We start from the raw sequence: 14,737 nt of genomic DNA on the forward strand, positions 1-14,737 counted from the left end.
GAAACACGCCCTCTTACCCCGCTGCGCCGCCTCTATCCGCTTCCTGTTCGTCAGGCCAGCATTTTGCCTCGGGCTTCCTTCAGATTCGCAGTCACCCGCGACACCCTTGCCTCTGGCTAACACTTCCCCTTGCCGGGTGTGTAGAGGACTTTCACCTCCAAGTCACCAGCGTAGCCACCACAGCCAAGCTGGTTGCGCTTGCGCGCAACGCGCCATGCCTGGCGCACGCATAAAAAAACCGGCCGAAGCCGGTTTTTTCATTTCGACGAAAACAGAATCAAGCGTTCTGCAGATTGTCGAGGTAACGCTCGGCATCCAGTGCCGCCATGCAACCGGCGCCGGCCGAGGTGATGGCCTGACGGTATACATGGTCAGCCACGTCACCGGCGGCGAAGATACCTTCAAGGTTGGTGGCAGTGGCGTTGCCGTCACGGCCGCCCTGCACCACCAGGTAACCGTCTTTCAACGTCAGCTGACCTTCAAACAACGAAGTGTTCGGGGTGTGGCCGATGGCGATGAACACGCCGTCGACTTTCACTTCGTCGAAGCTGCCGTCGTTGTTCTTCAGGCGGGCACCGGTCACGCCCATGTTGTCGCCCAGCACTTCGTCCAGGGTCGCGTTCAGCTTCAGCTCGATCTTGCCTTCGGCTACACGGGCGTTCAGCTTGTCGATCAGGATCTTCTCGGCGCGGAAAGTTTCGCGACGGTGGATCAGGGTGACTTTGCTGGCGATGTTGGCCAGGTACAGGGCTTCTTCAACAGCGGTGTTGCCGCCGCCAACCACTGCCACTGGCTTGTTGCGATAGAAGAAACCGTCGCAGGTTGCGCAGGCGGAGACGCCTTTGCCCATGAACGCTTCTTCCGATGGCAGGCCCAGGTAACGGGCGCTGGCGCCGGTGGCGATGATCAGGGCGTCGCAGGTGTAAGTCGCGCTGTCACCGGTCAGGGTGTACGGCTTGGCGGCGAAGTCGACGGCATTGATGTGATCGAAAACGATCTCGGTTTCAAAGCGCTCGGCGTGCTCGCGCATCCGCTCCATCAACGCCGGGCCGGTCAGGCCGTGGACGTCGCCCGGCCAGTTGTCGACTTCGGTGGTGGTGGTCAGTTGACCGCCGGCCTGCATGCCGGTGATCAGCAGCGGCTTGAGATTGGCACGGGCGGCATAGACCGCGGCGCTGTAACCGGCAGGGCCGGAACCGAGAATAATCACTCGCGAATGACGGACTTCAGACATGACCTGCTCCTGTTGACCGGCCCGGAACACCTGGCGCGGAACGCCGGATTGCCGGCGGGAATAAAAAAGAACGGTTGAAAGCACTTGGGGAAGGCTTGAACCCGACCGTCCTGTAAAAAGATTGGGTGCAGCGTATCGAGGGGGCGAAGATTAAGGAAATACGGTTTAACAATCCAGCTCATAGGTGGTCTCTATCCCGTAACCGTGATTATCAGGACGCCTTTGTTACAGTTAATGTCGATGCTGCTACCGCGCTTTCGTCCGTCAGACAAAGCCGGTAAGGTCGGCGCGTTTTCCCTCTACCCGGAGCACGTTATGCCCGCCCCTGTTCTGTCCGGCCCGCAATACCTGCGCGAAGGCCTCAAACTGGTGTTGAGCCCCAGCCTGCGTTTGTTTGTGCTGTTGCCGTTGGCAATCAACCTGGTGCTGTTCGTCGGATTGATCTATCTGGCCGGCCACCAATTCAGCCTGTGGGTCGATACGCTGATGCCGTCCCTGCCCGACTGGCTGAGTTTTCTCAGCTACATCCTCTGGCCGCTATTCGTGGTGCTCGTCGTGCTGATGGTGTTTTTCACCTTCACCATGCTCGCCAACGTCATTGCCGCACCATTCAACGGCTTTCTTGCGGAGAAAGTCGAAGTGGTGGTGCGCGGCACCGATGACTTTCCGGCGTTCAGCTGGGGCGAACTGATTGCAATGATCCCGCGCACCCTGGCCCGGGAAATGCGCAAGCTCGGCTACTTTCTGCCCCGGGCGATCGGGCTGTTCATCCTCTCGTTCATCCCGGTGGTGAACATCATCGCCGCGCCGCTGTGGCTGTTGTTCGGGGTGTGGATGATGGCGATCCAGTACATCGACTACCCGGCGGACAACCACAAGCTGGGCTGGAACGAGATGCTTGGCTGGCTGCGCGAGAAACGCTGGCAGAGCATGAGTTTTGGCGGCAGCGTCTATCTGGTGCTGCTGATCCCGGTGGTCAACATCCTGATGATGCCGGCCGCCGTGGCGGGTGCGACGCTGTTCTGGGTGCGTGAACGCGGAGCGGAAAACCTGGTGACCCAGCGCTGAGCCATCACCGCCAGCAACTCGGTCACAAATCCATCATCCCGACGTCACACTCACGACATGACCCCAGCCGACACTGGGGTCATGACGACAACTCTGCATATCACCCTGATCACCGAAACCTTCCCTCCGGAAATCAACGGCGTGGCCAATACCCTGGGTCGCTTGTGCGACGGCTTGCGCGCGCGCGGGCATCAGGTGGAATTGGTGCGACCGCGCCAGGGCTGCGACCAGCAATCGGGCAGCGACGATGGGTTGCTGCTGTGCCGCGGCTGGCCGCTACCGGGTTACCCCGGCTTGCAATGGGGTCAGTCGTCGATGCACAAGCTGCTGCGGCGCTGGACGCGTCACCGCCCGGACGTGCTCTATATCGCCACCGAGGGTCCGCTGGGCTTGTCGGCCTTGCGTGCGGCACGGCGACTGGGGATTTCCGTGGTCAGCGGGTTTCACACCAATTTCCAGCAGTACTCCAACCAGTACGGGCTTGGTTTGCTCACGCGCCTGCTGACTCACTACCTGCGCTGGTTCCACAACCGCTCGACCATGACCCTGGTGCCCAGCGTCAGCCAGCGCATGGAACTGGAGCGACGTCATTTCGAACGACTGGCGTTGCTGTCCCGAGGGGTCGACAGCGAATTGTTTCACCCGGCCAAACGTTTGAATGCCCTGCGCGAGCAATGGGGACTGACCGAAGAAGACATCGCCGTCATTCATGTCGGGCGTCTGGCCCCGGAAAAAAACCTTGGGCTGCTCAAACGCACCTTCAATACCCTCAAGGCGAGTTATCCCCGGCGCACGCTGAAACTGATCGTGGTCGGCGACGGCCCGCAGCGCCAGGAGCTGGAAAAGGAAATGCCCGAGGCGATTTTCTGCGGCACCCAGCGGGGTGAAGCCCTGGCCTGTCACTACGCGTCGGGCGATGTGTTTCTGTTTCCGAGCCTGACCGAAACGTTCGGCAATGTGGTGCTTGAAGCACTCGCCTCGGGGCTCGGCGTGGTGGCCTACGACCAGGCGGCAGCCGCCCAGCATATTCGTCATGGCTACAACGGTGTATTGGCGATGCCGGGGGATGAAGAAGCGTTCTGCGATGCAGCGGCATGGCTGCTGGAGGACAGGGAAACCTTGCGCAATGTGCGCCTCAATGCGCGCCAGCATGCCAGTCGCCAGGGTTGGGCGACGATCATCGAGCAGTTCGAGGGACAGTTGCGGGGGGCTTGTGCCGGGGAGATGGTGGTGCCGAATGCACCGATTGTTCCCTGATTTTGTAGTGCTCTTTAGTCAGTCTTCGCGAGCAAGCCCGCTCCCACAGGGGATTTGTGTACGACACAGAACCAATGTGGGAGCGGGCTTGCTCGCGAAAGCGTAAGTCCTGACGCCGCTTAAACCAGCGTCATCAACGCCTCACGGCTGAACGGCAGAATGTCTTCTTCACGACCATCGCGCACTTTCTGCGCCCAATCCGGATCCACCAGCAACGCACGACCGACCGCCACCAGGTCGAACTCATCGTTGTTCAAACGTTCCAGCAGTTTTTCCAGGCTGGCCGGTTGCGCGACCTTGTCGGTGTTGACCATGAATTGCAGGAATTCGCCATCCAGGCCGACACTGCCCACGGTGATGGTCGGCTTGCCGGTCAGTTTGCGAGTCCAGCCGGCCAGGTTCAGTTCGGAACCGTCGAACTCCGGCTCCCAGAAGCGGCGGGTCGAGCAGTGAAAAATATCCACGCCCGCATCGGCCAGCGGCTTGAGGAACTCGCCCAGGACCTCCGGGGTTTGCACCAGACGTGCGGTGTAATCCTGCTGCTTCCACTGCGAGAAACGGAAGATGATCGGGAAATCTTCACCGACCGCGGTACGCACAGCCTGAATCAATTCAATGGCGAACCGCGAACGGTTGGCCAGGCTGCCGCCGTATTCGTCGGTGCGCTGGTTGCTGCCTTCCCAGAAGAACTGGTCAATCAGGTAACCGTGGGCACCGTGGATTTCCACGCCGTCCATGCCAATGCTCCGGGCATCCCTGGCGGCCTGGGCGAACGCGGCGATTACGTCCTGAATGTCTTGTTTGGTCATGCCGTGCACCACGACCTGACCTTCCTTCACTTTTTCCGACGGGCCATAACCGGGCACGCTGGCGTCCGGCTCGGTGCCGATACGGCGGACGCTGCCCACATGCCACAATTGCGGCACGATCTTGCCGCCTTCGGCGTGCACGGCGTCGACGACTTTTTTCCAGCCGCCCAGTGCCGCTTCACCATAGAAATGCGGAACATTCGGGTAGCCGTTGGAAGCCTTGTGACCGACGGTGGTGCCTTCGGTGATGATCAGGCCGACGCCTGCAGCGGCACGACGACGGTAGTACTCGATCACTTTGGAGTTCGGCACGCCACCCGGTGAAAAGGAGCGGGTCATCGGCGCCATGACGACGCGGGTCGGCAGTTCGAGGGTGCCGAGGTGGAACGGTTTGAACAGGGCTTTGACGGGCATGGGACGCTCCACGGAGGAATGACTTTATGACGGTTATAATATGGAGAGTCCAACGCATTGAACAGCATTATTGATCAGCGTGATTAGGGGTCAAAAGGCAGGGAGTACTGTAGGAGCGAGCTCGCTCGCGATGGGCTTGAGAACGCTGCGGGGTATCAGACTTGCAGCGTTATCGTTGACGACCATCGCGAGCAAGCTCGCTCCTACAGGAGGGAATCAGCTCAGCGCTTTTTCAATCGCGTGAACGATGGTCGGATCATCCGGCGCCGTGCGTGGCGAGAACCGCGCCAGTACGCGGCCGTCCTTGCCCAGCAGGAACTTCTCGAAGTTCCAGGTGATGTCACCAGGAAACTCCGCGCCCTCGCCCGCCAGCAAGCGGTACAACTGATGGCGGTCATGCCCGTTGACTTCCAGCTTGCTGGACAACGGAAAGCTCACGCCATAGTTGAGGCTGCAGAATTCCTTGATCTCCCGTTCGCTCCCCGGTTCCTGCCCGGCAAACTGATTGCACGGCAGGCCCAGCACGCTGAAGCCTTTGGCCTTGAATTGCTGATAGAGGTTTTCCAGCGCCGCGTACTGCGGGGTCAAGCCGCATTTGGAGGCCACGTTGACCACCAGCACGACTTGGCCTTTGAAAGGCGCCAGAGGTAGCTCCTGGCCATCCAGGGCTGTCAATTTAAGGTCGTGAAAAGCACTCATGACGTCCTCCAGATTCCCGTGTTCTTCTCGAAACAGCCACTTGGCGGTGTCGTCAGGGACAGCCGCAGACTAAAAAGGCGCCCTCGGGGCGCCTCTCCAGTTATCTGAGCTTAGCGCAGAAATCAGTGGTGATGGCCACCTTCGCCATGGACGTGGCCATGAGCGATTTCTTCCTGGCTGGCGTCACGGATGGCAACGATCTTGACCTGGAAATTCAGGCGCTGGCCGGCCAACGGGTGGTTGCCGTCAACGGTCACGTCGTCGCCGTCCAGATCACGGATGGTCACGATCTGCATCTGGCCGTCCGGAGCGGAAGCGTGGAACTGCATGCCCACTTCCAGTTCGTCGACGCCTTCGAACATGCTACGGCTCAGGGTGCTGACCAGTTCGGCCGCGTATTCGCCGTAAGCGTCTTCCGGTTCAACGGCTACAGTCAGCTCATCGCCGACGGCCTTGCCTTCCAGAGCCTTTTCCAGGCCCGGGATGATGTTGCCTGCGCCTTGCAGGTAGACCAGCGGCGCGCCGCCGGCGGAGCTGTCGATGACCTCACCAGCGTCGTTGGTCAGGGTATAGTCGATGGAGACAGCCTTATTGGCGGCGATCAGCATGGGGCGAGACCTTTTGCATAAGAAGATTGAAAGGCCAAGTTTAGCGAAGCAATCGTCCGAAAGCGAACACAACCCGGACAAACGGGATTCGACGATCACAGGCTTCCATCAGGACGAGGACGGACACTGGGTGGCCGAGCTTTCCTGCGGCCACACCCAACACCTGCGGCACCAGCCGCCATGGCAATCCCGGGCCTGGGTCATGGACCCTGCACAGCGCCAGGAAAAAATAGGCCAGCCCTTTGCCTGCGGTTGGTGCGCACAAGGCTCGGTTAGCGATAACCTTGGCGACTGAATTTCGGTAATCGACCAGCCATAGGTCGTGACCATTGCCATGCACCCTCCAGAGAATCCGCATGCAAACTTTTTTTATCGCGCCCACCGATTTTGGTGTGGGTCTGACCTCCATCAGCCTCGGGCTGGTACGCACCCTTGAGCGCGCCGGGCTCAAGGTCGGCTTTTTCAAACCGATTGCCCAGCCGCATCCGGGTGACACGGGCCCGGAACGTTCCACCGAACTGGTGGCGCGTACCCACGGCTTGAAACCGCCTCAGCCACTGGGCCTGGCCCATGTCGAGCGCATGCTCGGCGACGGCCAGCTCGATGAATTGCTCGAAGAAATCATCACCCTGTATCAGCAGGCGGCCATCGGCAAGGACGTGCTGATCGTCGAAGGCATGGTGCCGACCCGTAGCGCCAGCTATGCCGCGCGGGTCAATCTGCATCTGGCCAAGAGCCTCGACGCCGAGGTGATCCTGGTCTCGGCACCGGAAAACGAAGTGCTGACCGAGCTTTCCGGACGCGTCGAGTTGCAGGCGCAATTGTTCGGCGGCCCGAAAGACCCGAAAGTCCTCGGTGTGATCCTCAACAAGGTCAAGACCGACGAAAGCATGGACGCCTTCGCCACGCGCCTGAAAGAGCATTCGCCGTTGCTGCGCAGTGGTGATTTCCGCTTGCTCGGCTGCATTCCGTTCCAGCCGGAACTGAACGCCCCGCGCACCCGCGACGTCGCCGACCTGATGGGCGCGCAAGTACTCAACGCCGGTGACTATGAAACCCGGCGCATGACCAAAATCATCATTTGCGCCCGCACCATGCGCAACACCGTGGAGCTGCTCAAGCCCGGTGTGCTGGTGGTGACCCCCGGCGACCGCGACGACATCATCCTCGCCGTCAGCCTCGCGGCCTTGAACGGCGTGCCGCTCGCCGGCCTGCTGCTGACCAGCGACACCCTGCCCGACCCACGCATCATGGACCTGTGCCGGGGCGCCCTGCAGGCCGGGTTGCCGGTGCTGTCGGTGAGTACCGGCTCCTATGACACCGCCAACCTGCTCAATGGCCTGAACAAGGAAATCCCCATCGACGACCGCGAGCGCGCCGAAATCATCACCGATTTCATCGCGGGCCATCTCGATGCCGACTGGCTGCATCAGCGCTGCGGTACACCACGGGAGATGCGCCTGTCGCCAGCGGTTTTCCGCTATCAATTGATCCAGCGCGCCCAGGCGGCCAACAAGCGCATCGTGCTGCCCGAAGGCAGCGAACCGCTGACCGTGCAGGCTGCCGCGATCTGCCAGGCCCGTGGCATCGCTCGCTGTGTGTTGCTGGCCAAGCCCGAGGACGTGCAGGCCGTCGCCCGCGCCCAGGGCATCGAGTTGCCACCGGGACTGGAAATCATCGATCCGGACTCGATCCGCGAGCGTTATGTCGAGCCGATGGTCGCGCTGCGCAAAAGCAAAAGCCTCAATGCGCCAATGGCCGAACAACAACTGGAAGACACCGTGGTCATCGGCACCATGATGCTGGCCCTGGATGAGGTCGACGGCCTCGTGTCGGGTGTGATCAACACCACCGCCAACACCATCCGCCCGGCCCTGCAGCTGATTAAAACGGCGCCGGGCTGCACCCTGGTGTCGTCGGTGTTCTTCATGCTGTTCCCCGAAGAAGTGCTGATCTACGGCGACTGCGTGATGAACCCGCACCCGAGTGCCAGCGAACTGGCCGAGATCGCCCTGCAAAGCGCTGACTCGGCCGCAGCATTCGGCATCACGCCACGGGTGGCGATGATCAGCTACTCCAGTGGCGACTCGGCCAGCGGCGAAGAGGTCGAGAAGGTCCGCGAGGCCACCCTGCTCGCCCACGAACAACAGCACTCGCTGCTGATCGACGGCCCCTTGCAGTACGACGCCGCCGCCAACGAAAGCGTGGCCCGGCAATTGGCGCCGAACAGTCAAGTGGCCGGGCGTGCCACGGTGTACGTGTTCCCCGATCTCAACACCGGCAACACCACGCACAAAGCCGTACAGCGCAGCGCCGACTGCGTCAGCCTCGGGCCGATGCTGCAAGGCCTGCGCAAACCGGTGAACGATTTGCCGCGCGGCGCGCAGGTCGATGACATCGTCTACACCATCGCCCTGACCGCGATTCAAGCCGCCAATCGACCTATGGATGTGTAAATGCTGGACTTCCTACCCGCCCCTTTGCGCGGTGTAACCACCTCGCTGCTGTTGGCATTGAACACGATTCTGCTGTGCTCGTTCCTGTTCTGCGTGGCGCTCGTCAAGGTCTTGCCGTTCGCCTTCACCCAGCGTATCGCGGGTTGGCTGATGAGCCATACCCACGAAGCCTGGATCAGCAACAACAAAGGCTGGATGAACCTGGTGCGCCGCACGCGCTGGCACATCAGCGGCCTGCAGGGCCTCGACTATCGGCACTCGTACCTGATCACCAGCAACCACCAGAGCTGGGTCGATATCCTGGTGCTGCAATACGTACTCAACCGGCGCATTCAACCGCTGAAGTTCTTTCTCAAGCAGGAGCTGATCTGGGTCCCGGTGATCGGTCTGGCCTGGTGGGCGCTGGGCTTTCCGTTCATGAAGCGCTACTCCAAGGCCTATCTGGAGAAACACCCGGAAAAGAAAGGCAAGGACCTGGAAACCACCCGCAAGACCTGTGCGAGGTTCCGCGACAACCCGGTGGGCATTTTCAACTTCGTCGAAGGCACGCGCTTCACCGCGGGCAAGCACAAGCAACAGCAGTCACCCTTCAAGTACCTGCTCAAGCCCAAGGCCGGAGGCATTGCCTTTGTGCTCGATGCGATGGGCGAGCAGCTTGAATCCCTGGTCAACGTGACCATCCACTACCCCGCCGGGCGTCCTGGTTTTTGGGATTTGTTGTGCGGGAACGTTGCGGACGTGGTGGTGCACTTTGAAGAGCTGAGAATTCCGCCGCAGTTCATCGGCAAGAACTATGACCAGGACGGTGAATACCGCCTGCAATTTCAGGGCTGGATCAATCAGCTGTGGCAGGACAAGGATGCGTTGCTGGCGCAGATGCATCGCGAATATCCAGGCAAACACTGATCCTCTGTGGGAGCGGGCTTGCTCGCGAAAGCGGTGGATCATCAGCCAGCATCAATGTTGAATGACACGCTGCATTCGCGAGCAAGCCCGCTCCCACATTTGAATATCACAAGGCACAAAAAAACCCGCCGATGATCACTCATCGGCGGGTTTTTCATTACGACTGAGGCTTAGATCGCCCCACGCTCACGCAGTAGAGCCAGCACTTGCTTGACGCCTTCCTCCAGCGACACGGACTGGGTGTCGATCACCAGGTCGGCATCCAGCGGCACGTCGTACGGGAAGGATTCGCCCGGGATGTTATCCCCGGCCGCCGCGTACAGGCCTTGCGGATCACGCTCGGCGCAAACCGTCGGCGAAGCCTGGACGTAGACTGTCAGCAGACGTTCCTTGCCGATCAGTTCCCGGGCCTGTTCACGACCTTCGGCACTCGGCGCAACGAACGCCGCCAGGGTCAGCAAACCGGCTTCGTTGAACTGACGCGCAACGTGTGCGGCACGACGCCAGTTCTCGGTACGCCCGGCGCGATCCTGTGGCAGACCTTTGTTCAGGTCGTGACGCAGGTTCTGGCCATCGAGCACGAACACCGCACGGCCAAGGTCGAACAGCTTGCGTTCAACCGCATACGCCAGAGTGCTCTTGCCCGCGCCCGACAAGCCGCTGAACAACACGGTGGCCGGTTGTTGGCCAAAACGCTGTGCGCGTTCTTCGGTGGCGACGTGAGCCAGTTTGCCGTGGTGCGTGCTGGTGCCATGTACCAACGGTTGGGCGATGATCATGCCGGCACCGACGGTGCCGTTGGTCAGGCGGTCGATGATGATGAACGCGCCGGTGGTGCGGTTGCTGTCGTAACCGTCGAGGGCAATCGGCGCATCCAGCGCGATCTTGACCTTGCCGATTTCGTTCAGTTGCAACGCGCTGGCCGGACCCTCTTCCAGGGTATTCACGTCGACCTTGTTGACGATGCTGGCGATGGAACCCGGCACGTAACTGGTAGCGCGCTTGATGTCGTATTTCTTGCCCGGCAGCATCGGCTCTTCAGCCATCCACACCAGCATCGCCTCGAAGCTGTCAGTCACCGGCGGCACGTTGTCGGCATGCACCAACAGGTCACCACGGGAGATGTCGATTTCGTCTTCCATGGTCAGCGTTACTGCCTGACCAGGACCGGCGTGCTCCAGTTCACCTTCGAAGGTGACGATGGATTTCACGCGGCTGCTCTTGCCCGACGGCAGCACCACGACTTCGTCGCCCTTCTTGACGATGCCGCTGGCCAGCGTACCGGCGAAACCACGGAAGTTCAGGTTCGGACGGTTGACGTACTGCACCGGGAAACGCAGGTCGGTGAAGTTGCGATCGCCCGCCACTTCCACGGTCTCGAGGATTTCCATCAGCGACTGGCCGGTGTACCACGGCGAACGCTCGGACTTGTTCACCACGTTGTCGCCCTTCAAAGCCGACATCGGCACGAAGTGCATCGTGGTGGGCTTCATCTTCAAGCCTTCGGCAAACTGCAGGTAATCGGCCTTGATCGACTCGAACACGCCCTGGTCGAAGTCCTTGAGGTCCATCTTGTTGATGGCCACAACGATGTGCTTGATGCCCAGCAGCGAGGCGATGAAGCTGTGGCGACGGGTCTGGGTCTGCACGCCGTAACGGGCGTCGACCAGGATGATCGCCAGGTCACAGGTGGAGGCACCGGTGGCCATGTTGCGGGTGTACTGCTCATGGCCGGGGGTGTCGGCAATGATGAATTTGCGCTTGGCGGTGGAGAAATAGCGGTACGCGACATCGATGGTGATGCCTTGTTCACGCTCGGCCTGCAGGCCGTCGACCAGCAACGCCAGGTCGATGTCTTCACCGGTGGTGCCGACTTTTTTCGAGTCGCGGGTAATCGCTTCCAGGTGATCTTCGTAGATCATCTTGGAGTCGTGCAGCAGGCGCCCGATCAGGGTGCTCTTGCCGTCGTCGACGTTACCGCAGGTCAGGAAGCGCAGCAGCTCTTTACGTTCGTGCTGGCCCAGGTAGGCGAGGATGTCCTCGCTGATCAAATCAGATTGATGCGACATGACAGCCCCTTAGAAATAACCTTGACGTTTTTTGTCTTCCATCGAGCCGGCGCCATCGTGGTCGATGACACGGCCCTGGCGCTCGGAAGTTCGCGTCAGGAGCATTTCCTGAATGATGTCCGTGAGGCTTTCGGCCTCGGACTCCACCGCGCCCGTCAACGGGTAGCAACCAAGGGTACGGAAACGCACTTTCTTTTTGACGATGCGCGCTTTGTCTTCGTCGCTCAGGTGCTCGAGGATGCGCTCGTCGTCGATCATGATCAGCGTGCCGTTCTTCTCGATGACTTCACGCTCGGCGGCGAAGTACAACGGAACGATCGGGATGCCCTCAAGGTAGATGTACTGCCAGATGTCCAGCTCGGTCCAGTTCGACAGCGGGAAGACGCGGATAGACTCACCCTTGTTGACCTTGCCGTTGTACACGTTCCACAGCTCGGGACGCTGGTTTTTCGGGTCCCAGCGGTGCTTGCTGTCGCGGAACGAGTACACGCGCTCCTTGGCGCGGGATTTCTCTTCATCGCGACGGGCGCCGCCGAATGCTGCGTCGAAACCATACTTGTCGAGTGCCTGCTTCAGGCCCTCGGTCTTCATGATGTCGGTGTGCTTGGCGCTGCCGTGGGTGAACGGGTTGATGTCTTGCGCCACGCCGTCCGGGTTGACGTGGGTGATCAGGTCGAGGCCCAGCTCGGCGACCATCTTGTCGCGGAAGCTGTACATCTCCTTGAATTTCCAGCGAGTGTCGACGTGCATCACCGGAAACGGCAGCTTGCCCGGGAAGAACGCCTTGCGTGCCAGATGCAGCATCACGGCGGAGTCTTTACCGATGGAGTACAACATCACCGGGTTGTCGAACTCGGCGGCCACCTCGCGGATGATGTGGATGCTTTCCGCCTCCAGCTGTTTCAGATGCGTCAGTTTGTCGACCATGGCTACTCACGAAAGCTTTCTTATGAACGGCCAGCGGGCCGTGTTCGAGCGGGGATCCTAGCACAGCGACCTCTTCTAATCAGGACGCCAACTAGATCGAAAGAGCATATGAATATGCCTGCCCGTTTGGGCACAGCAGAACCCTGTGGGAGCGGGCTTGCTCGCGAAGGCGGACTGACATCCAACACTGATGTCGACTGACACAGCGCATTCGCGAGCAAGCCCGCTCCCACATTTGGATCGATGGCGTACCTCAAATCGGATTCGGGCAATCGATGAAGATGTGCTCCAGCGCAAAGCGTCGCGCCAGGTAATCCCCCAACGCCTGAACGCCGTAGCGCTCGGTCGCGTGGTGACCGGCGGCGATAAAACTGATGTCGTTCTCCCGGGCACTGTGGAAAGTTTGCTCGGAAGCCTCGCCGCTGAGGTACAGATCGACGCCTGCCAGAATGGCCTGATCGATGTAACCCTGGCCACCACCAGTGCACCAGCCGACGCTGCGGATCATTGCACTGCCTTCGATCAACAGCGGCTCACGGCCCGTCACTTCCTGGACGCGGCGGGCGAAATCCCGGGGCGTCATCGGGTCATTCAGCGAGCCGACCAGGCCGACAATCTTCAGATTGTCCGGATCCAGCGGCCCTTCGACGGTGATGTCGAGCTGCCGCGCGAGCTGCACGTTATTGCCGACGTCCGGGTGCAGATCCAGCGGCAGGTGATAGGACAACAGGCTGATATCGTGCTTGAGCAAGGTTTTCAGGCGGCGTTGTTTCATGCCGGTGATGCACGGGTTCTCGCCCTTCCAGAAGTAGCCGTGATGCACCAGTACCAGGTCGGCATTGGCCTCCACGGCAGCGTCGAGCAAGGCCTGGCTGGCAGTCACACCACTAACGATGCGCATCACCTGCGGCCGACCCTCGACTTGCAGGCCGTTGGGGCAATAATCGGCAATTTTCGAACTGCTGAGGTAACGGTCGGCTTCTTCGACCAGGGTGCTCAGGGCGACGGCCATAAAAGACTCCTAAATATCCCGTTCAGAGGCGCGCGCGGCCTCGTATAATGCGCGTCATTATGAGCGGTCTTAGACCGCCTGCAACTCTCTCAGGACGTGCTTAATGCTCAAGGCGCTGCGTTTTTCCGGCTGGCCGCTGTTGGCTGGCGTGCTTGTCGCTCTGTTAATCATCCAGCGTTACCCGCAGTGGGTCGGGCTTCCAAGCCTCGACGTCAATCTGCAGCAAGCCCCGCAAACCACCAGCATGCAGCAGGGCCCGGTGTCCTATGCCGACGCGGTAACCACCGCCGCGCCGTCGGTGGTGAACCTGTACACCACCAAAGTCATCAACAAACCCAGCCATCCGTTGTTCGAAGATCCACAGTTCCGCCGCTTCTTTGGCGACAACTCGCCCAAGCAGAAACGCATGGAGTCGAGCCTCGGCTCCGGCGTGATCATGAGCCCGGAAGGCTACATCCTGACCAACAACCACGTAACCAGCGGCGCCGACCAGATCGTTGTGGCCCTCAAGGACGGTCGTGAAACACTGGCCAGGGTGATCGGCAGCGACCCGGAAACCGATCTCGCGGTACTGAAAATCGATCTGAAATCCCTGCCTTCGATTACCGTCGGTCGCTCCGACAACCTCCGCATCGGCGATGTCGCGCTGGCCATCGGCAACCCGTTCGGCGTCGGCCAGACCGTGACCATGGGCATCATCAGCGCCACCGGGCGCAATCAACTGGGCCTGAACAACTACGAAGACTTCATCCAGACCGATGCGGCGATCAACCCGGGTAACTCCGGCGGTGCACTGGTAGATGCCAACGGCAACCTGACCGGCATCAACACAGCAATCTTCTCCAAGTCCGGCGGCTCCCAGGGCATCGGTTTCGCGATCCCGGTGAAGCTGGCGATGGAAGTGATGAAGTCGATCATCGAGCACGGCCAGGTGATTCGTGGCTGGCTGGGTATCGAAGTGCAGCCGCTGACCCAGGAATTGGCCGAATCGTTCGGCTTGTCCGGGCGTCCGGGCATTGTCGTGGCGGGGATTTTCCGTGATGGTCCGGCACAGAAGGCCGGCCTGCAATTAGGTGATGTGATTCTTTCCATCGACGGCGAACCGGCCGGCGATGGCCGTCGCTCGATGAATCAGGTGGCGCGGATCAAGCCGACGGACAAGGTCACGATCCAGGTGATGCGCAACGGCAACGAACTCAAGCTGACCGCGGAAATCGGTTTGCGTCCGCCACCGGCACCGGTCCAAGAGAAAGAAGAAGAGTAACTGGCCAACCCACA

Annotated in this window: 13 protein-coding genes; 6 read left to right on the forward strand and 7 right to left on the reverse strand. The window is 60.6% G+C overall.

Annotated elements, in window-relative coordinates:
- Positions 1-277: 277 nt before the first annotated feature.
- The gene (gene trxB / locus ABIA48_RS10465; protein ID WP_007970300.1) at positions 278-1,234 is read right to left on the reverse strand and encodes a thioredoxin-disulfide reductase; all 957 of its coding nucleotides are present in this window, start codon (positions 1,232-1,234) and stop codon (positions 278-280) included.
- Positions 1,235-1,549: 315 nt separating this feature from the next.
- Here trxB and cysZ point away from each other — a divergent pair, with 315 nt between their 5' ends.
- Both cysZ and ABIA48_RS10475 read left to right on the forward strand, forming a co-directional pair.
- Entirely contained in the window at positions 1,550-2,302 is a 753-nt protein-coding gene (cysZ, locus tag ABIA48_RS10470; RefSeq protein ID WP_429488467.1) for a sulfate transporter CysZ, read from the forward strand.
- A 57-nt stretch (positions 2,303-2,359) separates the two neighbouring features.
- Entirely contained in the window at positions 2,360-3,559 is a 1,200-nt protein-coding gene (locus ABIA48_RS10475) for a glycosyltransferase family 4 protein (protein ID WP_429488469.1), read from the forward strand.
- 119 nt (positions 3,560-3,678) lie between these two features.
- Here ABIA48_RS10475 and ABIA48_RS10480 read toward each other — a convergent pair whose 3' ends face one another.
- The 3 genes from ABIA48_RS10480 to ABIA48_RS10490 all read right to left on the reverse strand — a co-directional run bounded on the left by ABIA48_RS10480 (position 3,679) and on the right by ABIA48_RS10490 (position 6,089).
- Entirely contained in the window at positions 3,679-4,782 is a 1,104-nt protein-coding gene (locus tag ABIA48_RS10480; RefSeq protein ID WP_429488471.1) for an NADH:flavin oxidoreductase, read from the reverse strand.
- 216 nt (positions 4,783-4,998) lie between these two features.
- Complete coding sequence (locus ABIA48_RS10485; protein WP_429488473.1) at positions 4,999-5,481, reverse strand: glutathione peroxidase; 483 nt, start codon at positions 5,479-5,481, stop codon at positions 4,999-5,001.
- 122 nt (positions 5,482-5,603) lie between these two features.
- On the reverse strand, positions 5,604-6,089 hold the full coding sequence (locus tag ABIA48_RS10490) for an FKBP-type peptidyl-prolyl cis-trans isomerase (RefSeq protein WP_007942189.1): 486 nt from the start codon (positions 6,087-6,089) through the stop codon (positions 5,604-5,606).
- Between ABIA48_RS10490 and ABIA48_RS10495 the strand changes: the two genes are divergently transcribed.
- The 3 genes from ABIA48_RS10495 (at position 6,058) to ABIA48_RS10505 (ending at position 9,451) form a co-directional block, all read left to right on the forward strand.
- The gene (locus tag ABIA48_RS10495) at positions 6,058-6,384 is read left to right on the forward strand and encodes a DUF3565 domain-containing protein (protein WP_429488475.1); all 327 of its coding nucleotides are present in this window, start codon (positions 6,058-6,060) and stop codon (positions 6,382-6,384) included. The genes ABIA48_RS10490 and ABIA48_RS10495 overlap by 32 nt on opposite strands.
- 61 nt (positions 6,385-6,445) lie before the next feature.
- Positions 6,446-8,545 carry a phosphate acetyltransferase gene (gene pta, locus ABIA48_RS10500; protein ID WP_429488477.1) on the forward strand — a complete coding sequence of 700 codons (2,100 nt, stop codon included), beginning with the start codon at positions 6,446-6,448 and terminating at the stop codon, positions 8,543-8,545.
- Positions 8,546-9,451, forward strand: a complete 906-nt coding sequence (locus ABIA48_RS10505) for an acyltransferase (RefSeq protein WP_429488479.1) — start codon at positions 8,546-8,548, stop codon at positions 9,449-9,451.
- Between the two features lie 170 nt (positions 9,452-9,621).
- Here ABIA48_RS10505 and cysN read toward each other — a convergent pair whose 3' ends face one another.
- The 3 genes from cysN to ABIA48_RS10520 form a co-directional block, all read right to left on the reverse strand.
- Positions 9,622-11,520 (reverse strand): sulfate adenylyltransferase subunit CysN, encoded by a 1,899-nt coding sequence (cysN, locus tag ABIA48_RS10510; RefSeq protein ID WP_429488481.1) that lies wholly within the window; start codon positions 11,518-11,520, stop codon positions 9,622-9,624.
- A 9-nt stretch (positions 11,521-11,529) separates the two neighbouring features.
- Entirely contained in the window at positions 11,530-12,447 is a 918-nt protein-coding gene (gene cysD, locus ABIA48_RS10515) for a sulfate adenylyltransferase subunit CysD (protein ID WP_008046199.1), read from the reverse strand.
- Between the two features lie 253 nt (positions 12,448-12,700).
- Positions 12,701-13,459 (reverse strand): Nif3-like dinuclear metal center hexameric protein, encoded by a 759-nt coding sequence (locus ABIA48_RS10520; protein ID WP_429488483.1) that lies wholly within the window; start codon positions 13,457-13,459, stop codon positions 12,701-12,703.
- 103 nt (positions 13,460-13,562) lie between these two features.
- Between ABIA48_RS10520 and algW the strand changes: the two genes are divergently transcribed.
- Positions 13,563-14,723: a Do family serine endopeptidase AlgW gene (gene algW, locus ABIA48_RS10525; protein ID WP_429488485.1), complete on the forward strand. Its 1,161-nt coding sequence runs from the start codon at positions 13,563-13,565 to the stop codon at positions 14,721-14,723.
- Positions 14,724-14,737: the final 14 nt, after the last annotated feature.

It is taken from the genome of Pseudomonas sp. S30_BP2TU TE3576, from assembly GCF_050436025.1.
GTDB lineage: Bacteria > Pseudomonadota > Gammaproteobacteria > Pseudomonadales > Pseudomonadaceae > Aquipseudomonas.